Here is a 25,110-nt window from a genome sequence, read left to right on the forward strand (position 1 = left end):
GGTCGTCCGAGTCGGGCCCAGAGGTGGCTGTAGGTGTCGAGCGTCTCGGCGGCGCTGGCGTGGCCGAGACGGGCCTGGACGGTCTTCACCGACTCCCCGTGCCGGATGAGCAGGCTCGCGTAGAAGTGCCGCAGGGAGTGCATGGTCACGCCGCTGAGCCCCGCGCGTCGCACCGCGGGTCGCCACACGGCCGCGGAGAACCCCGTGCGCCGGATCGGGTCGCCGAGTTCGGTGGTGAAGACGAACTCGTCGGCCGGCCACGTGGCGAGGTGGACCGTGAGGGCGTCGACGACGACCTGAGGAAGTGGGACCACGCGGACGGATGCCTGCGTCTCGGGGACTGCTGTGGTCGTCAGGACTGGCGTCGGGCATGGTGTGCCGTGGGAAGTTCCATGTCGGGTCGCGCAGCAGAGGAATGGCGACCGGTCAGCGCTGGCTGTGTGGCCGTCTCAACGCGCTCAGCACCGTCTCGGTCACGAGTCGTTCGACCTCTCGTTCGGCGAGTTGTCCGAGTCGGACGCCGTCGGCGCCGCCGACGAGCAACCACGTCACCATGATGACGACCCACTCGGCACTGAGGTCGACGCGGAAGACGCCGTCCTCCTGCCCGCGGCGGACCAGTTCGCGCAGCTGTTCATCGCTGTCGTGCACCAGCGTCAGGAGGTCCTTCTCCACCAGCTCGTCCAGCGGCTGGGACGTCAGCAACCCGAATCGAAGTCCCAGGGGGACCAGTGCGGCGATGAGCCGGCGCACGGCGTCATCCGGCGGGCCTTCCTCGAGACGGGCGGCGTCTGTGGCGACGACGTAGGCCTCCGCGGCTGCGCGGGCTACCGCGGACACCAACACCTGCCGGTTCGGATACCGCCGGAACAGAGTGGCCCGGCTGATGCCCGCAGCTGCGGCGATCTCGTCCATGGACGCGGTCGGTGCGGTTGACAGGACCTCGGCCGCGCGGGACAGGAGCGACTGTTCGGGCACGGCGACACCCTACCTGACTGAGATTCAAGCGTCTCACATGAGATACTATCGTCTCATGACGACGCGAACTCCGCGATGACTGCCACCCTGCTGGTCGGCATCACTGGGCTGGCTGCCCTCGACTCGTTGAACCCGGCCACGATCGCCGGTGTCGCCCTGATCCTGCTGGCGCCTCTGCAGCGCCGGCTCGCCACCGCGCTGGCGTACGTGACCGGGGCCTACCTGGCCGTCCTCACCGTCGGGGTCGCCGTCTACGCCGGCGCAGACCTGGCCGCCGACGTGGTCACCGGCGGGCTGGTGTGGGTGCGCCGGGGCGCGTTCGGTCTGGCCGCGCTGCTTCTGCTGGCCGCGGCCGTTCGTCGACTGCGCCCCCAGCAACGGTCGGCAGTCGTCCTGCCCCGCTGGTTCGGCCCATGGACCGCTGCACCCGTCGCGGTGCTGGTCACGGCTGCCGACCTGCCCAACGCCTTTCCGTACCTGATCGCCATCGAGCGCCTGGTCACCGCCGACGTGCCCCTGACAACCGGACTGTGGATACTGGCCGGCTACGCCGTCTTGTACTGCCTGCCTTGCCTGCTGCTGCTCGGAGTCGGCACCCTCCACGGTGAGCGGGTGCGCCGGCGACTCCAGCGGGTCTATGACCGCATCGGCCAAGCGCGCACCGTGCCTCGCAGCATCCCCGGCGCCCTAGGCCTGTTCCTGCTCGCGGCCGCCGTGATCGCCATCGCAGCAGCGGCCTGACCCCTACCGGAACGAGTCAACCGGACTGGGGGCAGTCCCAGCTGCGCGGACACGGACGGACGAGGGCTTGCTACTGCCGCGAGTCGGGAGATTCGACGCAGCGCTCCGGCGGGTGCGTCAGATGCAGCCGGCGGCTGTCGTCGTTTCGCTTGACCTCGTGCTGTCCCGCGTGGGCCCCGGCGTCGGGGTTCGCGCGTCCTGTGTGCGGGTAGGGCCGTTGCGGTCCGCGGGGTGCGCGTGGCTCGAACCGAGGGTTGATGCCCCCCTTCGCCGGTGTTCACATGCCGGCCGGGAGAGACATGGCGAGCGAACGGGTCACGTGGGAAACCTGTCCACGCTGCGGTCTCACCGCGGCCGTCGGGTGGCGCGAGGGGGTGCCGGTCGAGTTCGACTGCACGGGCGGATGCACACCGACGGAGCAGGACATGGGACATCTTCGACCTGCCGGCGGCTCCTCCTCGGTGGCGCGTTGGGCGGACGCGACATGGCGGTGACCGTGAGCGGGTAGGGATCGGCCGGGAGTCGCCCGCCGGTACGCCGAAACAGAGAGGAGGCAAGCTCGCAGTGGACGTCGCCATCCGCTTCGTCGAGGCGCTCGACGGGGACGTCGGCACTGCCGGCGATGACCCGGACCTGCTGCCGGTGCGGGCTGGCTCACGCCGCCGCCACGGTGCTCCCCGTCGAGGGGGTCGGCCTGAGTGTCCACGGGGAGCCGGGCCTGCGGGCACCCCTGGCGGCCAGCAGCGAGGTGGCCTCCACCGCCGAACGGCTGCAGTTCACCGCCGGCAGCGGGCCGTGCCTGCTCGCCGCCGAGTCCGGGTTCCCCGTGTTCGCGACCGAGGAGATCCTGGCCCGCCGGTGGCCGGCCTTCCACGACCTGCTGGTCACCCACACGCCGCTGCGCAGCGTGCTCGCGCTGTCCCTGCACGGGCGGTTGAAGGGCGTGGGAGCCGTCGACCTCTATCTCGCCGATCCCGACGGGGCCACCGCCGTCGACGTCTTCGAGGCCCGGTGCGTCGCCGAGCTCGTCTCCGACCACCTCGCCGTGGCCGCCGACTGGTCGGTGTGGACGCCGACCGAGCTGCCGACCTGGTCGGACACCCCGGATGCGCAGCGCAGAGGCCGACTGTGGATGGCCGTGGGCATGCTCGTGATCGCTCTCGAGTTGCCGGCTGCGGATGCGCTCGCGGTGCTGCGTGGGTACGCCTACGCGGCCGGTAGGACGGCCGACGACGTCGCCATCGACCTGGTCGAGCGGCGCATGCACCCCGACCAGCTGCGCGAGGACGCGGACAGCGACCACTGAGCAGCCGGGTCGTCGACGGGTTACGTCCCGGACAGGTCCAGTCTCCGTCGCCGGCGTCGGACGTGAGCCGGCGCGTCGAAGGACCAGGACGTTCTTGCTGCCATCCGGGTCACCCGTGCCGATGTCCCGGAACAGTGGACCAGGCGACGCGTCAACTCGTCGATGACCATGACGGCTGGGCCCCGCCCCCACCGGCCGCCGCCCTCACCGGCCGCCGGGTCGGTGCCGCCGGTGACCGAGGACCTGCTGGACCTGGCGGCCCTCATCTTCGACGTCGACCGCAGCAGCCTCCCCGAGCTCGTCCTCGATGCCGTCGGCATGGCCATCACCAGCCGCAAGCCGCCGGCCGGAACCGTGCACCACACCCACCGCGGCAGCCAGCTCGGACTCAACCGGTCGTCGCAACACCTACCTGTGCCGCCTCGATGGGCCGCGTCGGGCGCGCCTTCGACCACGCCATGGCCGAATCACTGTCCACCACCCTGAAGTCCGAGCTGATCTACCTGCGCGCCTGGCCCACCCGGCACGAGATGGAGGTCTTCTCCTACCTCGAGGGCTTCTACATCACCCGCCGCCGGCACTCCCGACCCGGCAACCTCAGCCCCACCGACTACGAGAACGTGCACCTGACACGGAACGAGGTGTCCGCCGGACCGGGGTCACTTCAGTGGTCAGCCTTTCCTGCCGTTGACACGGTTGAATCAGCGAAGTTGGGAGTACGGTCAACCTGACGACTTGCGACAGGCCCAGGCATCTGAGAGACCTCTTGACTGGCACACCGCGAGCCGCCCAGGACAGCCCCGCCAACACCGGGGCTGTCCCCTTGTTGAGCATCATCCGCCGAGTTCGCTGGCCGACCACTTCACCCGTGGAAGCTGCAGGGAACGGTGAATCTGATCCTCGTGCTCGCAGCACACGAAACGGCCCACAGCTCTGCTCCCCGCGCCCGACTTCAGAACGGCCTCCATCGACCAGGCGACTACGGCGTCTACGGGTGGCCGCGCACCATCTTCAGCCTGGAACGGCTCTCCCCGGCAGGGGCTGCCCGGGACTTCAGAGAAACGCGGCGGGCGGCGATCGACCGCCCGCCAGCGGCTCCACGGTCCGCACAGAGTCCGCAACTCGGCCGCGAACAGCCGTCGGCGGCCGTCTGCCGCCAACGGCAAAATCGCTGCTCAAGCGTCGCATTCAACGATGGCCAACGATGGTCGAATCAGCCTTCACGGTTTCCGGCGTACAGGCCGACTCGTCCGTCGCCTCTCATTGGTTGCAGCAAGGACGGCCCGGCCTCGGACGTTCCCGCTGGAACGCGGTCAAGGCGGGTGGCTTGACGACGTTCCCGCGGAGACGCCTCAGTCGGCCAGTCCACGGACACGGCCGCCCCCTCGTCGACGTTGCCGTCCTGAGACACCGGACCCGGCGTGAGCTCGCTCATGGCGCCAGGTCGACGCGCAGCTCCAGCTCGGCCGACGGCGCCGCCGGGTCGTCGGCGTCCACGACGGCCAGCAGCTGCACCTGGTCGCCGCGAACGGCACGCAGGGCCAGTCCCTCGATCTTGTGCACGCGGCTGTCGGCCTCGGGGATCGGAGCGACGTCCAGCACCGTTCCCCCGTCCACCAGGGCGAGTGCCGTGGCCACGACCGGGCCGTCGTCGACGGGGTTGGGACTGTCCTCGGCGGCCGCGCTCAGGAGCTCCCGTCCGTCCGGCAGCGCGATCGCGTCGGTCACCGCCAGACCGACCCCGTCGACCGCGCCGAGCCCGTAGACGCGTGGCTGCCCGACCGGCACCGACCCCGCGTCGACCCGGCCGAGGACGGCGGCGACCAGAGCTCCCAGGGGGACGTCCACGCTGCCGGAGGCGACTCCCGCTGCCAGGTTGCCGCGGCTGTACCAGCGGACCACGCTGCCGTGCCGGCTGGCGCCCTCGAGGTTGAGCTGGTCCATGGTCAGCCCCAGCTGCTGGGCGACACGCTCGTAGAGCAGATCCAGGTCGCCGGCCGCCACCACGGGCCGCCCGTCCTCCAGCCGCACGAGCACGCCCCGCTTGCGCCGCGCCGAGGAGCCCGACCCGAGGAGCAGGACGGCCGCCTCGCCGTCCACCTCGGCCGGGCAGGCGACCTCGAGGTCCGGCTTGAGCCGCTTGGTCCCCTGCGCCTCGGTGAACCGATCGAGGCCCTCGACCGGCGGCAGCACCCGGACGGGGCTGATCCCACCGTCGCGGTGCCAGGCAGCGAACGTGGCGTCGTCCTGCGTGATGAGCCAGCCATCGCCCAGCGGTGCGATGCCGGAGGCCGCAGTCACCGGTGTCCCGTCGTCGAATCGCAGGGCACTCAGCCCGTCCACGAACACCCGCACCGGGCCCACTGTGCGCGCAGGAACCGCAGCTCGCCCGCCCAGCCGCCGGCTGCGGGACGGCTCACCGGGGGTCGAACCAGGTCACCGCGTCCGGCTGGGCGGAGAACGGGTTGGCCCACTCCGACGGCGTACCGGTGATCGGCTGGGCGTCGGTGACGACGACGAACGGCGTGCCCGGGTAGACGGCGAGCACCCGAGACGTCGACGTGAGGGTCTCGGTCCGCTCGATGAGCTCGCCGCGGCGCAGCTGCTGGGTGGTCCGCTGCCCGCGCAGTTCCTCCCCGACCTCCGCGACCCACTGCGCGCCGTCCTGGGCGAAGGTGATCGAGTGGACGCGCCGGGCCGGGGGAGCGGGCTCAACACCGGCGAACTCGGCGAGGGCGTCGTAGAGCCGCTCCGCCTGCTCGTCGTCGCTCGCCCGCGGGAGGAAGAAGGCAGCCATGCCCCGATCCTCCCCGCGGGCGGCGACAGTCCGGAGACGGCTCAGCCGGCCGCAGGCGCGCCGTAGGTCAGGTGCGCCACCCCGTTGCTCAGGCCCTCGGCGCCGAGCAGCGACATCGGCGTCCGCGGCGCGCCGTCCGGGAACAGCCGGATGCCCGTCCCGACCGCCAGCGGGTACACGTACAGGTGCAGCTCGTCGACCAAGCCGTCGGCGAGCAGGGCCCGCACGAGCGTGGCGCTGCCGCTCACGTACAGGTCGCCGTCCACCTCGTCCTTGAGCGCCCGCAGGCGGCCGGCGTCGTAGGCCCCCACCACGGTCGAGTTCTGCCACACGGCCTCGGCGTCGGCGAGGGTCGAGGAGACGACGTACTTGCGGGTCTCGTTGAAGAACGGCGCGCCCTCGTCGTCCTCCGCGGTCCGCGTGGACCAGGCCGGCGCGAACATCTCGAAGGTCGTGCGGCCGAGCAGGATGCCCGACGAGGAGGCCGTGAGCGCCCCGATGGAGGCGGCGAGGTCCTCGGGGAACCCGTAGTCGACCGTCCACATCGGGGCGTCGACGACCCCGTCGACGGTGGTGAACTCGTGCACCTTGATCGCGCCCAAAGCCTGCTCCTCTGATGTCTCGGTGCGGGGACGGTCCCGCGCCGGTGGTCGTGTCGTGGGGGAGACGATGGCCGGTGCAGGATCTCATCGGTGCCGTGGACGGCGCGCCGTCCGGATGTCACCGTGGGGTGTGCGCACCCGTGGAGCGCTGCTGGGCCCGGTGCTCGCCGTCCTGGTCCTGTGCGGCTGCAGCGGGGAGGACGGGTCCGGTGACCCCGTCGCCGACCCGAGCCCGGCGACGGTCGCCCCCGACTCCGCGCCGCCGGACCCCGCCCCGCCCGACCCCGCCCCGCCCGACCCCGCGCCGCGCGCCCCGGAGCCGGACCCTGCGGCGGTCGAGGCGGCCGCGGCGGAGGAGGCCGCGGAGGAGGCATCCCTCACCGTGTCGCCCGTGGTCGCGGCGTGCGCCGACGTGGTGGACGCGCTCACAGACGCGGTCACCCGCTACGAGGACGTCGCTCTCGCCGAGGCCGGCGGCAGCGGCGACCGCGCTGACGCGGCCGCCGACATGCGGGCGGCGTGGCAGCAGGCGCAGGAGGCCGCGACGCGGGGTGGCGGCGGACTGCCCACGGCAGCCGCACCGGCCATGGCCGCCGTCACCGACCTGCACGACGGCCTCGCCACCCGCACGACCCTCGACGAGAGCGACGCGGACCCGTGGCGCGGTGCCCGGGAGGCCCTGCAGGACTGGTGCCGGGTCCAGCCCTGAGCACGGGAGGCAGGATGGCGTCCGTGCCGTTCGCCGTCGTTCCCGCCGCGTAGCCGTGGCCCACGACCACCTCACCGCGGACCGCGTGCGACGGCTGCTCGGCCCGCGCGGCGACGTCGTCGAGAAGCGGATGGTCGGCGGCGGGCTCTCCTTCTCCGTCGACGGGCGCATGTGCTGCGGCGTCACCGGCACCGGGCTGCTGATCCGCGTCGGCCCGGACGCGGTGGCCGGCGCTCTCGAGGAGCCGCACGTCGAGCCCATGGAGTTGGGTGGGCGACGGATGGCCGCCTTCGTCCTCGTCGGACCCGCCGGGTACGCCACGGACGCCGAGCTGGACGGCTGGCTCCGGCGGGCGCTGGACTTCCTGGCGCAGCTGCCCTAGGTGCCAGGCCCGTCCGCGGTCACCAGCGACGCGTGCCGTGCGCGCGGCACCGGCGCGACTCCGCGCGCCGGTCGCGCGGCCGGTCGTCGGGTCGGAACAGCGTCCGGTCGTACAGCACGGCGGTCGTGCCCGTCACGAGCAGCCAGGCGAGCAGCGCCCAGACCATCGCGGTCACGACGACGCCCGTGCGGCCCTGGGGGAAGGACGCCGGAGGACGGTGGCAACACCCTGCGCAGCGAGGTCGGCCCGGACCAGCTCCGCCGTCCGCCGCCGGGCCGCGGCGCGCTCGCGCAGCACCGCCGCGAGGTGCGGGCTCCCGCACCGCCCGGCCCGCTCGTCGAGCACCGCGGCCGTCTCCACGTACACGGCCAGCCGCCGCAACAGCTCCACGACCTCCCGGCGGGACCCGGCCGCCACGCGAGCCGGCGGGGTCCCCGCGGGCGGGCTGCTGTGTGGGACGGCGTCGCGAACGGTCACGGTCGCCACCTCCTCGCGTTCGTGGGACGGCCGGTCAGGGGAGAAGACGAGGCGCAGGCCCGGGGATGACGGGAGCTCAGGGAGGGCCGCGGCGGGCCATGTCGTAGCTGGCCAGCACCTCGACCAGGAATCCGGACGCCGCCCGGGCGAGCTCGGGCACCTCGTCGGCCGGACCGTCCCGCAGCACCTCGGCCAGGACCACGTGGTGCACGTGGACGACGTCGAGCAGGCTCCGGTCGGCGGCCAGCGCGGTCCGGCCCAGCTGGTACCCCGCGGTCAGCGCGAACTCCTCGCGCCGGGCCAGGAAACGCAGGAACGCGGCCCGGTAGTCGCGGAGGAGGTCCTCCTGCGCCGTCACGGCCCCGGCAGCGGCGACGCCGCGAGGCACCGGTCCAGCTCGGCCAGGCCCTCCTCCAGGTCCAGCGCGGTGACGACCGAGCCGGTGTCCATGCCGAGCTCCACCATCGCGAACGCGACGTCGGGCTGGATGCCGACGATCACGGTGACCGCGCCGCGCAGCCGGGCCATCTCGGCGATGTCGCGCAGCGTGCGCGACCCGAAGGAGTCCAGGACGTCGAGCGCGGCCACGTCGATGACGACACCGCGGGCGCGGTCGGCGCCGATCCGCTCGACCAGGTCCGCCTGGAAACGCACGAGCTGGGAGTCGTCGAGGGCGGTGTGCACCGAGGCGATCAGGTGGAGCCCCTGCCGCAGGATCGAGAACAGCCGCGGGCTGGTCATGGCCCACCGACCCCGTCGTCCCGGGCGACCGAGTAGCCCAGCAGCCGCTCGGCCTCCTCCAGTCCGCCCTGGAGGTCGCCGATCGTGTTCATCTTCGACAGGTCGACGCCGATCGTCACCAGCGTCTGGGCTATCTCCGGCGACAGCCCGGTGATGATCACGCTGGCGCCCATCAGCCGGGAGGCGTCGACGGTCCGTACGAGGTGGTTGGCCACGGACTCGTCGACGTCCGGGACGCCGGTGATGTCGACGACGACCACCTTGGCGCGGTGCGTGCGGATCCCGCTGAGGAGCTGCACGGTGAGCTGGCGGGCCCGCTCGCGGTCGAGCACCCCGATGATCGGCAGGATGAGCAGCCGCTCCCGCACCGGCAGCACGGGGGTCGACAGCTCGCGGATGGAGTCCTGCTGCTGCCGGATGACCCGCTCGCGCTCCTCCACGAAGCTCACCGCGACGGTGTTGGCGATCCGGTTGGCGGCCGGCTCGTAGGCGTCGAGCACCCGGTTGAGCAGGGAGAAGTCACGCTGGTACTTCTCGAACAGCGAGCGGGCCAGGACGTCGCGCAGCAGCAGCACGATCCCGACGACCTCGTTGGTCTCCACGCCGCGGGGGATGATCCGCTCGGACAGGTCGCGGGCGTAGTGCTGCAGCGCCTCGACGCTGCCGGTCTCCAGCACCTCGACGTAGTTGTCGTAGACCAGCGTGGTCTCGGCCGTCATCTCCTGGGACGTCATCGCCTGCAGCAGGTGCGCCTCCTGGATGCGGCGGGCCCACTCCTGGCGCAGCCGCGTCCGGTGCTCGCGCAGGTGCGCGACGAGCTGGGGGAGCAGGCCGTCCTGGTCGAGATGGCCGGTACCGTCGGACGCAGCCGCGGTCACGGTCGGGTTCTCGTTCCTGCTCATGCCTCTCCTCGCCACTTCGTCATGGTCACCGTCGTGCCGCGTCCGGTCTCGGAGACCACCGCGAACTCGTCCATCAGCCGCCGGGCGCCGGGCAGCCCGAGGCCGAGCCCCTGGTAGGTGCTGTAGCCGTCCTGCAGCGCCCGCTCGACGTCCGGGATCCCCGGGCCGGCGTCACGGGCGACGATCGAGATGCCGCACCGGGGCTCCTCCAGCTCCGTCACCACGACCTCGCCGGAGTCGGCGAAGCGCACGATGTTGCGGGCCATCTCGGACACGGCCGTGGCGATCAGCGTGATGTCGGTGGGGGAGAACCGCAGCCGGGTGGCCAGCTCACGGGCGGCCTGCCGGGCGGCGACGATGTCGGCGTCCCCGCGGACCGGGACCCGCACGGCGTCGTCCCGGGCCCGCCCGCGCTCCATCAGCGGCTCGGACAGCCGTGCGCAGACCTCGCACTCCAGCAGGTGACGGGCGGCGTCGACCTCCCGCTGACGGCGTCGCTCGCCGCTGGAGATGGCCAGCAGGACCGGCCGGCAGCGCTCGGTGGGCGGCTCCACCCGCTCGGAGACCAGCAGGTACTCCACCCGCAACCGGGCGCGGGTGCGGTTGAGCTGGGCGGCCACGGCACCGGCGGTGGACCCGAGCTCGACGGCCAGCGAGCGGGTGTCCCGGCCCTCGACCTCGTGGGCGAGCAGCGTCGTCCGCTCCCGCTCGGACAGCCGGGTGAGGGCCTCGGCGACGGCGGCGCGGTCCTCGCCGGCGAGGACGTCCTCGTCGGGGGCCGGCGGGGGCCGCAGGTCGACGACGCGGTGCTGGTGCCGCCGGTGCCGGTCCTGGTCGCGCCACATGGAGGCGACGACGTTGCGCGCCGTGACGATCGCGTAGGGCTCGAGCATCCCGGGCTCCACCCGACCGGCGGCGGCCAGCACCCGGGTGAGGGTCTCCTGCACCAGGTCGTCGACGGTCGCCCGGTCCGGGACGCGGGCGGCGACGATCCGGCGGACGAGCGGGATCAGCGCTGCGACGTCCGGAGACGCGCAGCTCTGGTCCGGGGAGCCCACCGGCCCGACGGCCGCCATCCGCCGGACGCTACCCCCGGGACCACCGTCCTGGCGCGGCGACGGACGGCCGCCGGACCGCCGGGGCCGACGGCCGCCGACCGGGACGCCGTCGACGGGGCCGCATGACGGCGGTGGCCGGCGGTGCGGGTACCGCGGGCGGCCCACTACGGTCCGGCGGGGTGACGCCTCCCCGGAACCGGCCGCCCGGCGTGGCCGACGAACGCACCCAGCTGGTCGGCTGGCTGGACCTGCAGCGCGCCCTGGTGCACTACAAGTGCGAGGGCCTGGCCGAGGAGGACGCCCACCGCGCGCTGCTGCCGACGTCCCCGGACATGACGGTCGCGGGGCTGGTGAACCACCTGCGCTGGGTGGAGCACTGCTGGTTCGACGTGCTCTTCCTCGGCCGCCCGGCCGACGGCAACCCGCAGTTCGGCGCGGACGCCGCCGCCGACCCCCGCGTGGGCGACACCCCGCTGGCGCAGCTGCTCGACGAGTACGCCCGCCAGTGCGCCGCCTCGAACGCGATCGTCGCCGCGGCGGACCTCGACGACCTCGGGAGGAACGCCGAGTACGGCGCCGACGGCCTGACCCTGCGGTGGATCCTCCTCCACCTCGTCGAGGAGGTCGCCCGGCACGTCGGGCACCTGGATCTGCTCCGCGAGCAGCTCGACGGCACCACGGGCTACTACTGAGCGACCGGGCCGCTCACTGGAGGACCCTCGACGGGCCGGTGACTGACTGAGAGGGTCGCTGGCGCGCCACGAGCGGGGCTGCCCGCCCGCCGTCCCGGCCGGGCGAATCCCCCGACAGGGTGGGGTGGCGCAGCCGGGGGGCCGCCCGTGGTCGTGCCATCGTGACCGCTGTGGGAGCGCGGAGCCGGTGAGCGCCGTCGTCGTGGTCGCGGCGGCCGCGGTGGGAGCCGTCGTCGGCGTCCTGGTCAACCGAGCCGCCGGCCGCTTCCCCTGGCCGCCCGGTGCCGCGGTGCGCGACCTCGTCCGGCCGGGTGCGGCAGCGGTCCGGCCGCCGCTGCTGGAGGTCGGAGCCGCCCTCCTGTTCGCGCTCACCGCCGTGCGCTTCGGACCGTCGGCGCCGCTGCCCGCCTTCCTCTTCCTGACCGGGGCGGGCGTTCTGCTCGCGGTGGTGGACCTGCGCCACCGGCTGCTGCCGAACCGGGTGGTCCTGCCGTCCCTGGCGGCCGGTGCGGTCCTGCTGGTGCTCCCGGCCGTGCTGGACGATGCCTGGCCGGCCCTGCTCCGAGCAGTGGTCGGCGCCGGAGCGCTCTTCGCGGCCTTCCTCGTCCTGGCGCTGGTCTCGCCCAGCGGGCTGGGCATGGGAGACGTCAAGCTCGCCGCCGTCGTCGGCCTGTACCTGGGCTGGTTGGGCTGGCCGGCGGTCGTGCTGGGGGCGGCGGCCGGGTTCGTCGTCCAGGCTGCGGTCGCCGTCGGACTGCTCGCGACCCGCCGCATCGGGCTGCGCGGGGAGCTGCCGTTCGGGCCGGCGATGCTCGCCGGTGCCGCACTCGCCATCGGGTGGAGCGCGCTCGTCGCCTGAGGACGGGACGTACCTGACCCGCCGGCCGACCGGACGTCGGTCACGCCGCGTGAGCTCTGCGGGGACCGCGCACCCGGGAGAGGGGCCGGGGTCGACCGACCGGGTGGATGCCCCTCAAGTCGGCGCGCGGTCCGACCGACACCGCTCCTACTGCCGCGAGGCCGGGTCGACCGACCCGGACCGGCCGGCGCCCGTCCCCCAGGGAGTTCCCGTGATCCACCCGTACGCCGCCCTCGTCACCCTCGTCGCCTTCGCCAAGGACCGCCTGGAGCGGGAGGAGAAGGGCGCCACCGCCGTCGAGTACGGCCTGATGGTCGGCCTGATCGCCGTCGCGATCATCACGGCCGTCATCTTCCTGAGCGACCAGCTCGAGGCCCTCTTCAACAGCATCGGTGGCGACCTCCAGGATGCCGCCACCCCCTGATCCGCGTCCGCTCGCGGCGCGGCGGCCCCCGTTCCCCCGGGAGCCGCCGCGCCGCTGCGCACATCCGGGCCACACGACCAGGGAGGAGGTGGGGAGCGATGCGGGATCGCATGCACGACCAGCGCGGTGCGGCAGCGGTGGAGTTCGCGTTCATCGTGCCCCTGCTGCTCGTCCTGGTCCTCGGCATCGCGGAGTTCGGCCACGCCTTCCAGGTGCAGGGCACCCTCTCGGCCGCCGCCCGTGAGGGCGCTCGGGTCATGGCTCTGCAGAACGACCCGGCCGCGGCGCGCGCCGCCGTCCGCGACGCCGCCCCCACGCTCGACCCGGCGATCGCCGACGCGCAGATCGCCGTCACCCCGGCCGCCTGCCCGGCCACCGGGGCCGGCACCACCAACGTCCGCGTGACCATCGACTACCCGATGCCGTTCCTCACCGACTTCTTCGGGGCGTCCATCGACCTGACCGGAACGGGGGTCATGCGGTGCAACGGCTGAGGAAGGACCCCCCTGCCCGCCGCCACCCGGTGGAGGACCCCGTCCTCCCCACCCTTCGCACGCTCAGAGCGGCGCCCGGGACGGGGCCGCAGGGCGGCCGCAAGAACCTCCGGGCGCGGCTGACCGACGAGCGCGGCGGGTCGGCGGTGCTGATCGCGCTGCTGCTCGTCCCGCTGCTCGGCTTCACCGCGATCGCGGTCGACATCGGCGCCCTCTACGCCGAGAAGGCCCGGCTGCAGACCGCGGCCGACGCCGCCGCGCTCGCTGTCGCCGCGGACTGCGCCCGCGGTGCCTGCGGGGACATGCAGGCCACCGCGCAGAGCATGGTCGACGCCAACACCGGCAGCGCCGACGCCGCCCCACCGGTCCTGGCGACGAACCCCAACCGCGTCACCGTCTCCGGGCAGACCCCGAAGGAGCACTGGTTCGCGCCCGTGATCGGGCACGACGCGACCACCGTGTCGGCCACCGCGACGGTGGCCTGGGGTGGCCCCAGCGGCGGCACCGCCGTCCTGCCGCTCGCCTTCTCCTGGTGCGAGTTCGAGCAGCAGACCGGTGGGGGGCTGCCGTCGGGCACGACCGAGCACACCGTGTACCTGACCAAGTCCTCGGAGACGGTCGACTGCACCGGGCCGTCGGAGAACGTCGTCCCCGGGGGCTTCGGTTACCTGGTCAGCGACCCGGGCGACTGCCGGGCCACCAGCGCGGTCGCGGAGCGCTCGTACTCCTCGACCGGCAACACCCCACCGAGCAGTTGCTCCGCGGGCGACTTCGCCTCGTGGGTGGGCCGGACCGTGCTGCTGCCGATCTTCGACCGGTTCGGCGACACCGGGAGCAACGCCTGGTACCGGGTCTACGGCTACGCGGCCTTCCGGCTGACCGGCTACCACCTGGGCGGCCAGTTCAGCTCCACCTCCAGACCGTGCGGTGGCAGCGAGCGCTGCGTGACCGGCTACTTCACCCGCTTCGTCGACCTGGGCCACGCCTTCGACTACGACTCCGACGCCCCCCAGCTGGGCGCCTGGGTCCTCCGACTCATCCGATAGGGGCTCTCGTGAGACGCCGACTGCTCGCCGCCCTCGCGGCGCTCGTCCTCGCCGTCGCCGGCACCGTGGTCCTCCTGGCCTACGTGCGCGGCGCCGACGCCCGCGCGCTGGCCGGGGTGCGCACCGTGGAGGTGCTCGTGGTCGACCAGGTGGTCCCCGAGGGGACGCCGGGCGACCAGCTCGCCGAGCTGGTGCGGAGCGAGCAGCTGCCGGCGAGGGCCGCCGTCGACGGGGCCGTCACCGATCTCGCCGCCCTCGCCGGGCAGGTGGCCACCGTCGACCTGCAGCCCGGCGAGCAGCTGCTGGCCAGCCGGTTCGCCGCGCCGGAGGACCTCTCCCTCCCCGGGACGGTCCCGCCGCCCGAGGGGACGTCCGAGGTCGCCGTCCTGCTCGAGCCGCAGCGCGCCATCGGTGGCCGGATCACGGCCGGGGACGAGATCGGGGTCTACATCTCGATGGACCTGGAGGACGACGCCGGCAAGAAGATCGGCGTCACTCACGCGACCCTGCACGGGGTCCTCGTCACCCAGGTGCAGGGCGCCCCGGCACCAGCAGCGACCGAGGAGGGGACCGAGACGGCCTCCTCGGGCGGCGCGGCCCCATCGGGGAACCTCATGGTCACGGTCGCGGTGCCGGCCAGGGACGCCGAGCTCGTCGTGTTCGGGATGGAGCACGGCACCGTGTGGCTCTCCCTCGAGCCAGAGGGCGCCGACCCCGACGGAACCAAGATCGTCAATCAGGGCAACGTCTACGGCGACTCGCTCGCCGGCCTGGGCACCGTCTACGGGGGGTCGAAGTGAGTCGAGTGGTCCTGGCCGCGGCCGACGACGACCTGGGTCAGCGCGTGCACGTCGCGGCCGACGGTGACGTCCAGGTGCTGCCGCCCGGCCGTCTGCCCGGCGACCCGGCGCGCCTGTTCGAGCAGCTCCTCGACGGCGAGCTGCCCGACGTGCTCCTCATCGGCCCCCTGGCGCCACCGCAGGAGGTGCTCCCCCTCGCCCAGCGGCTCGACGTCCAGTGCCCGGGCATCAGCGTCGTCCTGCTGGCCGAGCCCTCGCCGGAGATGCTGCAGGCGGCCATGCGGGCCGGGATCCGGGATCTGCTCGCACCCGGGGCGGACGTCGAGGAGATCCGTGCCGCTGTGGAGCGTGCCGGGTCGGCCGCTGCCGGCCGGCGACGGGTGCTGCGGCCGATGGAGGAGACCGCGCGCTACACGGGGCGGGTCATCACCATCGCCTCGCCGAAGGGCGGGGTCGGAAAGACCACCATCGCGTCCAATCTCGCCCTCGGCCTCACCACCGCAGCACCCCAGTCGACGGTGCTGGTCGACCTCGACGTGCAGTTCGGCGACGTCGCCTCGGCGCTCGGGCTGGTGCCCGAGTACACGCTGCCCGACGCCGTCCAGGGTCCGGCCAGCGAGGACACGATGGTCCTCAAGACCTTCCTCACCCAGCACCCCAGCGGCCTCTACGCCGTGTGCGGGGCCGAGTCGCCGGCCGCCGGCGACACCGTCACCGGCGCCGACGTCACCCGGCTGCTCACCGCGCTGGCGCGGGAGTTCCGCTACGTCGTCGTCGACACCGCGCCGGGCCTGTCGGAGCAGACCCTCGCCGCGCTCGACCGTGCGACCGACGTCGTGATGCTCAGCAGCATGGACGTCCCCGGTGTCCGCGGGCTGCGCAAGGAGCTCGACGTGCTGCGGGAGCTGTGCATGATCCCGGCAGGCCGGCACGTGGTCATGAACCTCGCCGACCCCAAGGGCGGACTGTCCGTCCGCGACGTCGAGACGGCGATCGGCACGGGGGTGGACGTCGTCATCCCGCGCTCGGCCGCCGTGCCGGCGTCGACCAACCAGGGCGTGCCCATCCTCGCCAGCGGGCGCAAGGACCCGGCCGTCAAGGAGCTGCGCCGGCTCGTCGCCCGCTTCGCCGCCACCCCGCTGATGAAGCCCGGCCGCTACCGGGCCAAGCACCGGGCGGCCTCGTGAACCTCGCGTCCCGACTGGCCGCCGCCCAGGGCCGGCACGCCGCCCCGGAGGCCGTGGCGGTGGAGAGCGCCCCGGCACCCGTTCCTGCTCCTCGTGCCGGGACCCCGGCCGCACCCCCGACCGACGCCCTCAGCAAGCTCAAGGACCGCGTGGCCAAGGCGCTGTTCGAGCGCATGGGCAACCGGATGAACGACCCGACGCTGTCGGAGGACCAGCTGCGCACCATCGTGCTCGGCGAGCTCGACGAGGTCGTCGAGGAGGAGCGGGTCCCGCTCAGCGCCGAGGAGCGGCAGCGGCTCACCGCCGAGCTGGCCGACGACGTCCTCGGCTTCGGCCCGCTGCAGCGGCTGCTCGACGACCCGACGGTCACCGAGATCATGTGCAACGGACCGGAGATGGTCTACGTCGAGCAGGGCGGCAAGCTGGTGCGCACCGGCTCCCGGTTCACCTCCGAGGAGCACCTGCGCCGGGTCATCGACCGGATCGTCTCCCGGGTGGGACGGCGCATCGACGAGTCCTCCCCACTGGTCGACGCCCGGCTGGCCGACGGGTCCCGGGTGAATGCGATCATCCCGCCGCTGGCCTTCAGCGGATCGACGCTGACCATCCGCAAGTTCGCCAAGGACCCCTTCGGCGTCGACGACCTGATCGGCTTCGGCACCCTCTCCCCGGAGATGGCCGAGCTGCTGCACGCCTGCGTCGAGGCGCGGCTGAACATCATCGTCTCCGGGGGCACCGGCACCGGGAAGACGACGCTGCTCAACGTGCTGTCCTCGTTCATCCCCGAAGGCGAGCGCATCGTCACCATCGAGGACGCCGTGGAGCTGCAACTGCAGCAGGACCACGTGGTGCGGCTGGAGTCGCGGCCGCCCAACATCGAGGGCCGGGGCGCGATCACGATCCGCGACCTGGTGCGCAACTCGCTGCGGATGCGGCCCGACCGCATCGTGGTGGGGGAGTGCCGCGGCGGGGAGAGTCTGGACATGCTCCAGGCGATGAACACCGGTCACGACGGCTCGCTGTCGACGGTGCACGCCAACTCGCCGCGGGACGCCGTCGCCCGGCTGGAGACGCTCGTGCTCATGGCCGGGATGGACCTGCCGCTGCGCGCCATCCGGGAGCAGATCGCCTCCGCCGTCGACGTCGTGGTGCAGCTGACCCGGCTGCGCGACGGCACCCGGCGGGTCACCCACGTGACCGAGGTACAGGGCATGGAGGGCGAGACGGTCACGCTGCAGGACGCGTTCGTCTTCGACTACTCCGCCGGCGTCGACGCCTCCGGCCGGTTCCTCGGCAAGCCGGTGCCGACGGGCGTGCGCCCGCGGTTCACCGACCGCTTCGACGAGCTCGGGATCACCGTCTCGTCGCGGGTCTTCGGCACCGTGGCGCCCCGGCGGGGGTGGGCCTGATGTCGCCGGCGCTGCTGCTGCTCGGCCTGGTTGCGCTGACCGGGGCGCTGCTGCTGGTCGCGCTGGTCGTCCTTCCCGCCGGGCAGCGCCGGGTTCCGCTGAGCCGGCTGGACCCCTCGGTCGCAGCGCCGTCCTCCGCGCTGGCCGGCGCCTCGGCCGCCGCCGGCGCGGCCGTCGAGCGGGTGCTGGTCAAGCGCGGCCGGGTGGCCGCCGGGGCGGCGGCGCTCGAGCGCGCGGGCATGACGATCGCCCTGCCGGACCTCGTGCTGGGAGTCGGCCTGGCCACCGTCGCCCTCGGCGCGCTCGGCTTCCTCGTCGACGGCGTGCTCGCGGGTCTCGTCCTGGCGGTCCTGCCCGCGGGAGGCACCAGGCTGTTGCTCGCCGTGCGCGCGGCCCGGCGCCGGGCGGCCTTCGCCGACCAGCTCGACGACTCGCTGCAGCTCATGGCCAGCAGCCTGCGAGCCGGCCACAGCCTGCTGCGCGCGGTGGACTCGGTCGCCACCGAGGCGGCCGCGCCCACGTCGGGGGAGTTCGCCCGCATCGTCAACGAGACGCGGGTCGGCCGGGACCTCGGCGACGCCCTCGACGAGGTGGCGGAGCGGATGGGGAGCGACGACTTCCGCTGGACGGCCCAGGCCATCGCGATCCACCGCGAGGTCGGCGGCAACCTGGCCGAGGTCCTCGACACCGTCGGGCACACCATCCGTGAGCGCAACGCGATCCGCCGGCAGGTCAAGGCGCTGTCGGCCGAGGGCAAGCTGTCCGCGGTGGTGCTCATGGCGCTGCCCTTCGGGGTCCTCGGGTTCATCTCGATGACCAACCCCGGGTACCTCGCCGCGTTCACCGAGAGCCTCTCGGGCTACCTCATGCTCGGCGTCGCGGCGGTCCTGCTGGTCGTCGGCGGGCTGTGGCTCACGAAGACGGTCCGGATCAGGTTCTGATGACACCCGCTCCCGTGCTCGCCGGTGCCGTGGCCGTCGCCCTCGCCGTCCCGCTGCTCGGCTGGGCGCTGTTCGCCCGCCCGCAGGACGCCGCCGCCCGGACGCGGGCCAACCTGGCCCGCGGGCTCGCCGTCGCCGGTGCCGGCGGGCCCGCGGCCGTCCGTTCCCGTCCGCGGCTCCTGGCCCGACTGGCGCGGGCGCTGACCCCGATGGGCACGGTCGCCCGGCTGAACCGGCTGGCCGGGGCCGCCGGCCGGCCGGCGGACTGGCCGGTGCCCCGGCTGGTGGCCGCCAAGCTGGTGCTCGCGGCGGTGTCGGCGGTCCTCGGGTCGCTGGTGGTCGCCGCCCGGCCCGGGGCCCTCACCGTGCTCATGGCCGTCGTCCTCACCGGCGTCGCCTACGTCGTGCCCGAGCTCCTGCTGTACAGCCGGGGACAGGAGCGGCAGAAGGCGATCGCCCTCGAGCTGGCCGACACCCTCGACCAGATGACCATCGCGGTGGAGGCGGGCCTGGGTTTCGAGTCGGCGATGGCGCGGGCCGGGCGCAACGGCCGTGGTCCGCTCGCGCAGGAGCTGGTCCGGACGCTGCAGGACATCGCCGTCGGTCAGCCCCGCCGGGAGGCCTACCTGGCCCTGGCCGAGCGGACGTCGGTGCCCGACCTGCGCCGCTTCATCCGGGCGGTCGTCCAGGCCGACGCCTTCGGCGTCTCGATCGCCGACGTGCTGCGCACGCAGGCGCAGGAGATGCGGCTCAAGCGGCGGCAGCGGGCCGAGGAGAAGGCCATGCAGATCCCGGTGAAGGTGATCTTCCCGCTGATCCTGTGCATCCTGCCGACGCTGTTCATCGTCCTGCTCGGCCCCGCGGCGATGGACATCGTGGGCGCCTTCAGCGGCTGACCGGGGTGCGTGAGCACAGCCGTACTGCGCTCCCGCACCCCCGGCGGCTCAGCCGGTGGAACGCGGCTGCGCTGGGTTGGTCGGGTCGCCCTGGGACGGCGGGTTCATCGCCGGCCCGGTCGTGGCCTCGGAGACCTTGGACCCGGTCGAGGCGTGGACCGGGTCGTCGGCGGCCGCGGCGGCGGGGTCGCCACCGGACGGCTGGGCGCCCTCGCGCAGGGAGCTGAGCCGGTTCTCCATGATCGTCACCACCTGCAGCCGGTTGGCGTGGGCGCGCTCGTACTCCAGCAGCGTCTCCAGGCCCGCAGCGTCCAGCGTGCGGATCCGCGAGGTGAGGCCGTCGACCGGCAGGTGGTCGTAGTCGGGCAACGGCAGCTGGTCGTGTTCGGTCATGGCAGCCGCCTACCCGTGCCCCGCGGATCCGACACCGCGTGTGAGGGGACGGCCGGTGGGTAGGCGGCGGAGGCGGGAGCGCCCGGCCAGGGCCCCGCTGTTCCTCTGCCGCCAGCGATCGAGGAGTGGTTCCCACCCCATGGACGTGTCCTTCCTGGAGCCGGTCTTCAGCGCCTCCGGGCCCTACGCCACGGTGTGCGCCGACGTCACGCACACCACCGAGAGCGCCGACACCGAGGTCGAGCTGCGGGTCCGCGCCATCGCCGAGAAGCTCACCGAGCAGGGCGCGCCGGAGGCGGTCGTCGAGGCGGTCCGCAGCCGGCTGCTCGAGGCCAACGCCGGCGGGGACGTCGCCACGCTGCGGGGCCGGGCCCTGGTGGTCGCGGCCGACGGCGCCGTGGTCCTGGACCAGCCGCTGATCGACACGCCGCGGCAGGAGGTGGCCGAGTGGTCGCCGTCGCCGGACCTGTTGCCGGTGCTGCGCCAGCTGCCCGGCCGCGTGCCGCACGTCGTCGTCCTCACCGACCGGGTCGGGGCCGACATCACCTACGTGGGGATGCCCGGGCAGGAGGGCGAGGAGCAGCAGGTCGAGGGCGACAGCTTCCAGATCCGCAAGTTCCCGGGCGGCGGCTGGGCGCACCACCGCTACCAGCACAACGCCGAGAACAAGTGGGTCCACAACGCCGACGAGGTGGCCTCGCACATCACCTCGATGGTGCGCCGGCTGTCCCCGCGCTTCGTCCTCGTGGCCGGCGACGTCCGCGCCCGGCAGATCCTCACCGACCGCGCCAGTGACCTGTGGCGGGACCTCGTCGTCTCCATGGACGAGGGCGGGCGCGCCGCCGGCGCCGACCGCGAGCCGGTCGACCGGCGGGTCGCGGAACTGGTCGCGGAGCACGAGGGGCACGAGGAGCGCGACGCCGTCGAGAAGATCGCGTCGGCCGGCGCACACGGCCTGGCCGTCACCGGCACCCCGGCGGTCGTCGAGGCGCTGCGCAAGGGCCAGATCGAGACGCTGGTGCTCGCCGGCCAGCCCGACGAGGGCACGCTGCTGGTCGGCAACTCCCCGCTCGAGCTCGGCGTCGACCAGCACGACATGGACGCACTCGGCACCCATGGCACCGTCGTCCCGGCCGACCGCGCCCTGCTGGCCGCGACCGTCGCCAGCAGCGCCGGCGTCGTCGTCGTCCCGCGGGCGGCGATGCCGGACGACGTCCCGGTGGCCGCGATCCTCCGTTACACCGACGAGTCCACGCCGTCGGCGCAGTGACCCCCGGCCCGACGACGAAGGAGTCCCCGTGACCGATCCGCACACCCCGGCCACCTCACCCGGCACCTCCGAGGCCGACGTCGAACACCGCGCGGCGATCGCCGAGGCGCTCGGCAAGGAGGTGTGGCCGGCCGACCGCGACACCCTGGTGTCGAAGGCACAGGAGGGTAACGCCCCCGACCGGGTGGTCGCCGACCTGCGGCGGCTGCCCTCCGGTCAGCAGTTCGCCAACGTGCAGGAGGTCGCCCGCGCGCTGGGCATCGGCACCGAGCAGGAGCGCTTCTGAGATGACCACGCAGAAGGAGCCCAGCCCCGAGGCGCTGGGCAACGTCACCGAGGACAACGTCCGCACCCGGTCGCAGCTGCTGCCCGAGGAGGAGGAGCTCCAGGGCAGCGGCATGGAGGAGGTCGCCGCCGAGGTGATCCTCGCGGAGTCCGAGGAGCGGACGGTGCACGCCGACCCCGACGACGCGCAGGGCGCGCACCGGCAGTCGGCAGAGACCGCGGACCTGCCCTGAGCGTCCACGAGCACGAGGTCCAGCTGCGCTGGTCGGACCCCGACTCCCTCGGGCACGTCAACCACGCGCGGGCCCTCGCCCTCGTCGAGGACGCCCGGCTGGCGATGGCCGAGGGGGCGCCGGGGAACGGCGGCGTCATCCTCGCCCGGCTCGAGGTCGACTACCTGCGCCAGCTGTACTACCGGGTGGGGGAGCGCCTGTGCGTGCGCAGCACGGTCACCCGGCTGGGCACGAAGTCCCTCACCGTGCGGCAGGAGCTGGTCCAGGACGGCGAGGTGGCGATTCGCGCGGACGCCGTCATGGTGCTGTTCGACTTCGTCACCGACACCAGCCGGGCGATGACCGACGCCGAGCGCGCCCACTGGTCGCGGTTCGCCGCGACCTGATCGTGTTCCGATTTGTCGTGATGTGATCTTGGCGCGGGACCGGGGTAGGGCAGCCTCATGCCGAAGACGACGAAGAAGGGCACGGCCAAGCAGGACGAGCTGCCCAGCACGCTGCAGCGGTCGCCGAAGAAGGCGCAGCGGACCTTCGCCAAGGCCTACGACTCGGCCATGGACTCCTACGACGACGAGCAGCGGGCCAACCAGACGGCCTGGGCCGCGGTGAAGCACAGTTTCGAGAAGGTCGGCGACCGCTGGGCGGCCAAGGAGGGCGGCAGGAAGGGCCCGTCGGACGCGCAGGCCGCCGGTGGCCGGGACACCCACCGGGAGACCAAGGGCGGCGTCGACGCCAACGCCTCCAAGGGCCACCTCATGGAGCTGGCGAAGAAGCTCGGCGTCTCCGGCCGCTCGACGATGAAGAAGAAGCAGCTCGTCGACGCCATCCAGAAGGCCAACGGCAAGAAGACCGCGCAGGCGCGCAAGAAGGAGAAGTGACGGCCCTCGGTCAGCCGGTGGGGATGAGCACCAGCTCGGTCTGCCGGTCGCCGAGGTAGGTGACGCCCGCCCCGGTCAGCGCGATGCCCTCCTCCAGGGCGATGCGCACCGGCTGGCCACCCCACTCCGGCACCGGCACCCGGACGCAGAGCTCCAGCGCGTAGACGGTGTCGGCGTGCAGCACCCGGTCGCCCGCGCCGGGGACGCCGTGCTGGTCGTCCCACAGTCCGATCGCGGGTCCGGCGCCGTGACCGTGGAAGCCGACCGGGTGGGAGTACACGTCGCCGTCGATGCCCTCCGCCGCGGCGGCGGCTCGGGCGGCGGCCAGCACCTCGTTGCCGGTGCGGCCCACGAGCAGCTCCGCCGTCGTGAGGTCCTGCAGCCGGGTGCCGGTGCGCAGCGCACGGCGCAGGCCGGCCGGGGCCGCGCGCTCACCCGGGCCGAGCACGTACCCGGTGCGCTGGCTGTCGGTCTTGAGGCCCAGGCTCGACGTCCCGACGTCGCAGTGCACGAGGTCACCGGGCAGCACCGGGGAGTGGTACGGGACGGCGGGCAGCAGGGCGCCGCACTCCTCGACCGGGGGCACCCCGGCCCGCTGCAGGTCGACCACCGGGTGGAACCACGGGTCGAGGCCGAGGTCGGTCAGCCGCTGCCGGATCCACCAGGCGAGATCGGTGGCGGTGGTCTCCCCGACGGTCAGGACGGCGGGGGAGAAGGCCTCCTCGACGACCTCGCCGACCAGCCTGTTGAGCCCGTGCAGCGCGGCGACCTCCTCGGGCAGCCGCGTCTCCAGCCAGCCGACCGCGAGCTCCTCGGCCGACACCAGCCGGTCGGCGTAGGGACCGAGGGCCTCGGTGAGCTGCCGGTGCTCGGTGTGCGACAGCCCGTCGGCCAGCGCGAAGTCCGCCGACACGTCGATGCCGATGCGCCGCGGGTCGGCCTGCTCCACGATGCGCCGCACCTCGGCCCACTGGCCCTGCTCGGTGGGCGGGCCCCCGGCGTCCTCGGGGGACCAGGCCGGCAGGAACTGGCCCACCGGGTAGCGGGAGGCCGCGGCGGCGGTGACGCCGTCGTCGCTGCGGTGCAGGACCAGGATCGTGCGCCGCCGGGCGGACAGCCACGTGGCCGGCAGCAGGGTGGCCAGCACGGGGTCCTCGTTGTACTCGCGCCCGACCACGAGCCACAGGTCGATCCCGGCGCGGTCCATGAGTCCGGGCAGCAGGTCGAGGACCCGCTGGGTGAGCCACCGGTCGCGGACGTCGGCCTGCTCGCGCAGCGGCAGCGGCACCGTGCGGGTCGGGTCGGGCGCGACGAGGGTCATGGGGACAGGGAAGCAGAGAACCGGCGTCCCCACCGGTCGAGCGCGGGAGGCCCCCTGCGGGGCCCCTGCTCAAGCCGGCTCGCCGGCCGCCGGGAGGTGGTCACCGGCGGTGCGCTGCCGCGGCAGGACGGCGGCCACCCGGTCGCGCCCGGCCTGCTTGGCCTCGTACATGGCACCGTCCGCGCGGTCGATCAGCCGCCAGGTGGCGGCCGTGGCGTCCTCGCCGTCGACCGGCCGGACCAGCGCGATGCCGATCGAGGCGGTCACCGAGTGGCCGGCCGCGCTGCGGCTGGTGGCGACCGCCGTCCGCAGCCGCTCGGCCAGCCGGCCGGCGTCCGCCGCGTCGTTGACCAGGCCGAGCACGACCAGCTCCTCACCGCCGACCCGGGCCAGCACGTCGGTCGGGCGGACGGTGGCCGACAGCGAGGCGGCGACCGCGCGCAGCACGGCGTCGCCGGCGGCGTGCCCGTGGGCGTCGTTGAGCCGCTTGAAGTGGTCCAGGTCGAGCACCATGGCCGCGACCCGGGAGCCCTCGCGGCGGGCCTGGCGCCAGATGCGCGGGGCGTTCTCGACGAGGTGGCGGCGGTTGGCCAGGCCGGTCAGCGGGTCCTGGTGCGACAGCGCCCGGGTGGCCTCCAGCAGCCGCTGCACCCGGCACCGCAGCACGTGGACGCCGACCGACGCCCCGTTGAGCACCCCCGCACTGATGGCGGTCTGGACGGCGATCAGCACGGCGCCGTCGTAGGTGTGGACCATCGCGATGCCGCAGGCGAGAACCGTCACCAGCATCGAGCCGGCGACCATCCAGGCTCCGAGGAACCAGGCAGCGACGAAGGACGGGAAGAGCAGGAGCAACGGCGCGGCGTGCGCCGGCTGGGACATGGAGAGGACGACGATCACATAGACGAGGTCGCACAGGAGCACCAGCCCGAAGGTGGGCCACCGCCCGGCCCGCTGCCGTACCGCCAGCGGTGCGGCGGCGACCAGGCAGGCGAGCATCGCCACCGCGTAGAACACCCGGGTGGTGCCCGCGTGCAGGGTGCCGTCGACGAACAGGTTCACGGAGCCGACCAGCCCGCCGAGGGCCGTCAGGCCGGCGAGGGTGCGCGCGGCGATCCGGTGCTCCGGCCCACGACTGACCGCGGTGTCGTGCGCACGGGTCCGCGTGTCGGTGTCAATGCGTTGCCGCGCGCTCACTGATCAAGCATGCCCCATGGGAGCTCCCGGCTGCGAGCCCGTGGTCCCGGTCCCGACGCCGCCCGAGCGGGACATCCGCCGGCGTGGACGAG

Annotated in this window: 34 protein-coding genes and 1 pseudogene; 21 read left to right on the top strand and 14 right to left on the bottom strand. The window is 73.7% G+C overall.

Annotated elements, in window-relative coordinates; all coding sequences use genetic code 11:
- Nucleotides 1-32 precede the first annotated feature (32 nt).
- Together CRP39_RS28310 and CRP39_RS03310 are read right to left on the bottom strand one after the other, a co-directional pair.
- A pseudogene (locus CRP39_RS28310) lies at nucleotides 33-314 on the bottom strand (tyrosine-type recombinase/integrase); the annotation flags it as partial.
- Between the two features lie 112 nt (nucleotides 315-426).
- Complete coding sequence (locus CRP39_RS03310; protein ID WP_097204329.1) at nucleotides 427-978, bottom strand: TetR/AcrR family transcriptional regulator; 552 nt, start codon at nucleotides 976-978, stop codon at nucleotides 427-429.
- A gap of 75 nt (nucleotides 979-1,053) precedes the next feature.
- On the opposite strand from CRP39_RS03310, the gene CRP39_RS03315 reads away from it, so the two are divergent.
- The 4 genes from CRP39_RS03315 to CRP39_RS03325 all read left to right on the top strand — a co-directional run bounded on the left by CRP39_RS03315 (nucleotide 1,054) and on the right by CRP39_RS03325 (nucleotide 3,756).
- A complete protein-coding gene (locus CRP39_RS03315) occupies nucleotides 1,054-1,719 on the top strand; it encodes a GAP family protein (RefSeq protein WP_097204331.1) in 666 nt (221 codons plus the stop codon).
- A gap of 622 nt (nucleotides 1,720-2,341) precedes the next feature.
- Complete coding sequence (locus CRP39_RS03320; protein ID WP_245853538.1) at nucleotides 2,342-3,025, top strand: hypothetical protein; 684 nt, start codon at nucleotides 2,342-2,344, stop codon at nucleotides 3,023-3,025.
- 231 nt (nucleotides 3,026-3,256) lie between these two features.
- Nucleotides 3,257-3,511, top strand: coding sequence for a hypothetical protein (locus CRP39_RS26320; RefSeq protein ID WP_143426557.1), 255 nt, complete (start codon nucleotides 3,257-3,259; stop codon nucleotides 3,509-3,511).
- Nucleotides 3,484-3,756, top strand: coding sequence for a hypothetical protein (locus tag CRP39_RS03325; protein ID WP_143426559.1), 273 nt, complete (start codon nucleotides 3,484-3,486; stop codon nucleotides 3,754-3,756). The genes CRP39_RS26320 and CRP39_RS03325 overlap by 28 nt, the downstream gene beginning before the upstream one ends.
- Nucleotides 3,757-4,456: 700 nt before the next feature.
- On the opposite strand, the gene CRP39_RS03330 is transcribed toward CRP39_RS03325, so the two are convergent.
- The 3 genes from CRP39_RS03330 to CRP39_RS03340 form a co-directional block, all read right to left on the bottom strand.
- Nucleotides 4,457-5,380: a DUF6910 family protein gene (locus CRP39_RS03330; protein WP_097205117.1), complete on the bottom strand. Its 924-nt coding sequence runs from the start codon at nucleotides 5,378-5,380 to the stop codon at nucleotides 4,457-4,459.
- A 61-nt stretch (nucleotides 5,381-5,441) separates the two neighbouring features.
- Entirely contained in the window at nucleotides 5,442-5,822 is a 381-nt protein-coding gene (locus tag CRP39_RS03335) for a hypothetical protein (RefSeq protein WP_097204335.1), read from the bottom strand.
- Nucleotides 5,823-5,863: 41 nt separating this feature from the next.
- Nucleotides 5,864-6,424, bottom strand: coding sequence for a dihydrofolate reductase family protein (locus CRP39_RS03340; RefSeq protein WP_097204337.1), 561 nt, complete (start codon nucleotides 6,422-6,424; stop codon nucleotides 5,864-5,866).
- A gap of 130 nt (nucleotides 6,425-6,554) precedes the next feature.
- Here CRP39_RS03340 and CRP39_RS26325 point away from each other — a divergent pair, with 130 nt between their 5' ends.
- Nucleotides 6,555-7,133, top strand: coding sequence for a hypothetical protein (locus tag CRP39_RS26325; protein ID WP_097204338.1), 579 nt, complete (start codon nucleotides 6,555-6,557; stop codon nucleotides 7,131-7,133).
- A gap of 55 nt (nucleotides 7,134-7,188) precedes the next feature.
- Complete coding sequence (locus tag CRP39_RS03350) at nucleotides 7,189-7,515, top strand: TfoX/Sxy family protein (protein WP_216359592.1); 327 nt, start codon at nucleotides 7,189-7,191, stop codon at nucleotides 7,513-7,515.
- 19 nt (nucleotides 7,516-7,534) lie between these two features.
- Here the strand turns inward: CRP39_RS03350 and CRP39_RS26640 are convergent, their stop codons facing one another.
- The 6 genes from CRP39_RS26640 to CRP39_RS03375 form a co-directional block, all read right to left on the bottom strand.
- Complete coding sequence (locus CRP39_RS26640) at nucleotides 7,535-7,690, bottom strand: hypothetical protein (protein WP_172442273.1); 156 nt, start codon at nucleotides 7,688-7,690, stop codon at nucleotides 7,535-7,537.
- A complete protein-coding gene (locus CRP39_RS03355; RefSeq protein WP_097204340.1) occupies nucleotides 7,687-7,992 on the bottom strand; it encodes a hypothetical protein in 306 nt (101 codons plus the stop codon). Before CRP39_RS03355 ends, CRP39_RS26640 begins: the two co-directional genes overlap by 4 nt.
- A 76-nt stretch (nucleotides 7,993-8,068) precedes the next feature.
- The gene (locus CRP39_RS03360) at nucleotides 8,069-8,350 is read right to left on the bottom strand and encodes a phosphatase RsbU N-terminal domain-containing protein (protein WP_172442274.1); all 282 of its coding nucleotides are present in this window, start codon (nucleotides 8,348-8,350) and stop codon (nucleotides 8,069-8,071) included.
- Complete coding sequence (locus tag CRP39_RS03365) at nucleotides 8,347-8,733, bottom strand: STAS domain-containing protein (RefSeq protein WP_097204343.1); 387 nt, start codon at nucleotides 8,731-8,733, stop codon at nucleotides 8,347-8,349. Before CRP39_RS03365 ends, CRP39_RS03360 begins: the two co-directional genes overlap by 4 nt.
- Complete coding sequence (locus tag CRP39_RS03370; protein WP_097204345.1) at nucleotides 8,730-9,635, bottom strand: STAS domain-containing protein; 906 nt, start codon at nucleotides 9,633-9,635, stop codon at nucleotides 8,730-8,732. The genes CRP39_RS03365 and CRP39_RS03370 overlap by 4 nt, the downstream gene beginning before the upstream one ends.
- On the bottom strand, nucleotides 9,632-10,711 hold the full coding sequence (locus CRP39_RS03375; RefSeq protein WP_097204346.1) for a sigma-70 family RNA polymerase sigma factor: 1,080 nt from the start codon (nucleotides 10,709-10,711) through the stop codon (nucleotides 9,632-9,634). The genes CRP39_RS03370 and CRP39_RS03375 overlap by 4 nt, the downstream gene beginning before the upstream one ends.
- Nucleotides 10,712-10,872: 161 nt before the next feature.
- Here CRP39_RS03375 and CRP39_RS03380 point away from each other — a divergent pair, with 161 nt between their 5' ends.
- The 10 genes from CRP39_RS03380 to CRP39_RS03425 all read left to right on the top strand — a co-directional run bounded on the left by CRP39_RS03380 (nucleotide 10,873) and on the right by CRP39_RS03425 (nucleotide 19,441).
- Nucleotides 10,873-11,385, top strand: coding sequence for a DinB family protein (locus CRP39_RS03380; RefSeq protein WP_097204347.1), 513 nt, complete (start codon nucleotides 10,873-10,875; stop codon nucleotides 11,383-11,385).
- Between the two features lie 187 nt (nucleotides 11,386-11,572).
- On the top strand, nucleotides 11,573-12,244 hold the full coding sequence (locus tag CRP39_RS03385) for a prepilin peptidase (RefSeq protein WP_097204349.1): 672 nt from the start codon (nucleotides 11,573-11,575) through the stop codon (nucleotides 12,242-12,244).
- A gap of 211 nt (nucleotides 12,245-12,455) precedes the next feature.
- Nucleotides 12,456-12,668, top strand: coding sequence for a Flp family type IVb pilin (locus tag CRP39_RS03390; RefSeq protein ID WP_097204351.1), 213 nt, complete (start codon nucleotides 12,456-12,458; stop codon nucleotides 12,666-12,668).
- Between the two features lie 98 nt (nucleotides 12,669-12,766).
- Nucleotides 12,767-13,162 (top strand): TadE/TadG family type IV pilus assembly protein, encoded by a 396-nt coding sequence (locus CRP39_RS03395; protein WP_097204352.1) that lies wholly within the window; start codon nucleotides 12,767-12,769, stop codon nucleotides 13,160-13,162.
- Entirely contained in the window at nucleotides 13,150-14,208 is a 1,059-nt protein-coding gene (locus CRP39_RS03400; RefSeq protein ID WP_245853540.1) for a pilus assembly protein TadG-related protein, read from the top strand. Before CRP39_RS03395 ends, CRP39_RS03400 begins: the two co-directional genes overlap by 13 nt.
- Nucleotides 14,209-14,216: 8 nt before the next feature.
- Complete coding sequence (gene cpaB / locus CRP39_RS03405) at nucleotides 14,217-15,008, top strand: Flp pilus assembly protein CpaB (RefSeq protein WP_097204354.1); 792 nt, start codon at nucleotides 14,217-14,219, stop codon at nucleotides 15,006-15,008.
- Entirely contained in the window at nucleotides 15,005-16,195 is a 1,191-nt protein-coding gene (locus CRP39_RS03410; protein WP_097204355.1) for a CpaE/TadZ family protein, read from the top strand. The genes cpaB and CRP39_RS03410 overlap by 4 nt, the downstream gene beginning before the upstream one ends.
- Nucleotides 16,192-17,604, top strand: a complete 1,413-nt coding sequence (locus CRP39_RS03415) for a TadA family conjugal transfer-associated ATPase (protein WP_097204356.1) — start codon at nucleotides 16,192-16,194, stop codon at nucleotides 17,602-17,604. Before CRP39_RS03410 ends, CRP39_RS03415 begins: the two co-directional genes overlap by 4 nt.
- On the top strand, nucleotides 17,604-18,545 hold the full coding sequence (locus CRP39_RS03420; protein ID WP_097205121.1) for a type II secretion system F family protein: 942 nt from the start codon (nucleotides 17,604-17,606) through the stop codon (nucleotides 18,543-18,545). Before CRP39_RS03415 ends, CRP39_RS03420 begins: the two co-directional genes overlap by 1 nt.
- Nucleotides 18,545-19,441 (top strand): type II secretion system F family protein, encoded by an 897-nt coding sequence (locus tag CRP39_RS03425; protein WP_097204358.1) that lies wholly within the window; start codon nucleotides 18,545-18,547, stop codon nucleotides 19,439-19,441. Before CRP39_RS03420 ends, CRP39_RS03425 begins: the two co-directional genes overlap by 1 nt.
- 48 nt (nucleotides 19,442-19,489) lie before the next feature.
- On the opposite strand, the gene CRP39_RS03430 is transcribed toward CRP39_RS03425, so the two are convergent.
- The gene (locus tag CRP39_RS03430; protein ID WP_097204360.1) at nucleotides 19,490-19,834 is read right to left on the bottom strand and encodes a DUF8129 domain-containing protein; all 345 of its coding nucleotides are present in this window, start codon (nucleotides 19,832-19,834) and stop codon (nucleotides 19,490-19,492) included.
- Nucleotides 19,835-19,973: 139 nt separating this feature from the next.
- Here CRP39_RS03430 and CRP39_RS03435 point away from each other — a divergent pair, with 139 nt between their 5' ends.
- Genes CRP39_RS03435 through CRP39_RS03455 form a run of 5 tightly spaced genes read left to right on the top strand, consistent with a single transcriptional unit; the run spans nucleotide 19,974 to nucleotide 22,500 of the window.
- Nucleotides 19,974-21,104, top strand: a complete 1,131-nt coding sequence (locus CRP39_RS03435; protein WP_097204361.1) for a baeRF2 domain-containing protein — start codon at nucleotides 19,974-19,976, stop codon at nucleotides 21,102-21,104.
- Between the two features lie 28 nt (nucleotides 21,105-21,132).
- Nucleotides 21,133-21,390, top strand: coding sequence for a DUF2795 domain-containing protein (locus CRP39_RS03440; protein WP_097204363.1), 258 nt, complete (start codon nucleotides 21,133-21,135; stop codon nucleotides 21,388-21,390).
- Nucleotide 21,391: 1 nt separating this feature from the next.
- On the top strand, nucleotides 21,392-21,622 hold the full coding sequence (locus tag CRP39_RS03445; RefSeq protein WP_097204364.1) for a hypothetical protein: 231 nt from the start codon (nucleotides 21,392-21,394) through the stop codon (nucleotides 21,620-21,622).
- A gap of 23 nt (nucleotides 21,623-21,645) precedes the next feature.
- Nucleotides 21,646-22,008, top strand: coding sequence for an acyl-CoA thioesterase (locus CRP39_RS03450; protein ID WP_245853605.1), 363 nt, complete (start codon nucleotides 21,646-21,648; stop codon nucleotides 22,006-22,008).
- Between the two features lie 57 nt (nucleotides 22,009-22,065).
- Nucleotides 22,066-22,500, top strand: a complete 435-nt coding sequence (locus CRP39_RS03455; protein WP_097204368.1) for a ChaB family protein — start codon at nucleotides 22,066-22,068, stop codon at nucleotides 22,498-22,500.
- Between the two features lie 10 nt (nucleotides 22,501-22,510).
- Here the strand turns inward: CRP39_RS03455 and CRP39_RS03460 are convergent, their stop codons facing one another.
- Nucleotides 22,511-23,821, bottom strand: a complete 1,311-nt coding sequence (locus tag CRP39_RS03460) for a M24 family metallopeptidase (protein ID WP_097204370.1) — start codon at nucleotides 23,819-23,821, stop codon at nucleotides 22,511-22,513.
- Between the two features lie 69 nt (nucleotides 23,822-23,890).
- The gene (locus CRP39_RS03465; RefSeq protein WP_097204371.1) at nucleotides 23,891-25,018 is read right to left on the bottom strand and encodes a GGDEF domain-containing protein; all 1,128 of its coding nucleotides are present in this window, start codon (nucleotides 25,016-25,018) and stop codon (nucleotides 23,891-23,893) included.
- Nucleotides 25,019-25,110 lie beyond the last annotated feature (92 nt).

It is taken from the genome of Geodermatophilus sabuli (genome assembly GCF_900215145.1).
In the GTDB taxonomy this organism is placed as follows: Bacteria; Actinomycetota; Actinomycetes; order Mycobacteriales; family Geodermatophilaceae; genus Geodermatophilus; species Geodermatophilus sabuli.

Excerpts from the sequence above, each read along its gene's own strand:
- CRP39_RS03315 (WP_097204331.1), top strand. The coding sequence starts at position 1,054 with ATGACTGCCACCCTGCTGGTCGGCATCACTGGGCTGGCTGCCCTCGAC.
- CRP39_RS03320 (WP_245853538.1), top strand. The coding sequence starts at position 2,342 with ATGACCCGGACCTGCTGCCGGTGCGGGCTGGCTCACGCCGCCGCCACG.
- CRP39_RS03325 (WP_143426559.1), top strand. The coding sequence starts at position 3,484 with ATGGCCGAATCACTGTCCACCACCCTGAAGTCCGAGCTGATCTACCTG.
- CRP39_RS03335 (WP_097204335.1), bottom strand. The coding sequence starts at position 5,822 with ATGGCTGCCTTCTTCCTCCCGCGGGCGAGCGACGACGAGCAGGCGGAG.
- CRP39_RS03365 (WP_097204343.1), bottom strand. The coding sequence starts at position 8,733 with ATGACCAGCCCGCGGCTGTTCTCGATCCTGCGGCAGGGGCTCCACCTG.
- CRP39_RS03370 (WP_097204345.1), bottom strand. The coding sequence starts at position 9,635 with ATGAGCAGGAACGAGAACCCGACCGTGACCGCGGCTGCGTCCGACGGT.
- CRP39_RS03375 (WP_097204346.1), bottom strand. The coding sequence starts at position 10,711 with ATGGCGGCCGTCGGGCCGGTGGGCTCCCCGGACCAGAGCTGCGCGTCT.
- CRP39_RS03395 (WP_097204352.1), top strand. The coding sequence starts at position 12,767 with ATGCGGGATCGCATGCACGACCAGCGCGGTGCGGCAGCGGTGGAGTTC.
- CRP39_RS03420 (WP_097205121.1), top strand. The coding sequence starts at position 17,604 with ATGTCGCCGGCGCTGCTGCTGCTCGGCCTGGTTGCGCTGACCGGGGCG.
- CRP39_RS03425 (WP_097204358.1), top strand. The coding sequence starts at position 18,545 with ATGACACCCGCTCCCGTGCTCGCCGGTGCCGTGGCCGTCGCCCTCGCC.
- CRP39_RS03430 (WP_097204360.1), bottom strand. The coding sequence starts at position 19,834 with ATGACCGAACACGACCAGCTGCCGTTGCCCGACTACGACCACCTGCCG.
- CRP39_RS03435 (WP_097204361.1), top strand. The coding sequence starts at position 19,974 with ATGGACGTGTCCTTCCTGGAGCCGGTCTTCAGCGCCTCCGGGCCCTAC.
- CRP39_RS03445 (WP_097204364.1), top strand. The coding sequence starts at position 21,392 with ATGACCACGCAGAAGGAGCCCAGCCCCGAGGCGCTGGGCAACGTCACC.
- CRP39_RS03455 (WP_097204368.1), top strand. The coding sequence starts at position 22,066 with ATGCCGAAGACGACGAAGAAGGGCACGGCCAAGCAGGACGAGCTGCCC.
- CRP39_RS03460 (WP_097204370.1), bottom strand. The coding sequence starts at position 23,821 with ATGACCCTCGTCGCGCCCGACCCGACCCGCACGGTGCCGCTGCCGCTG.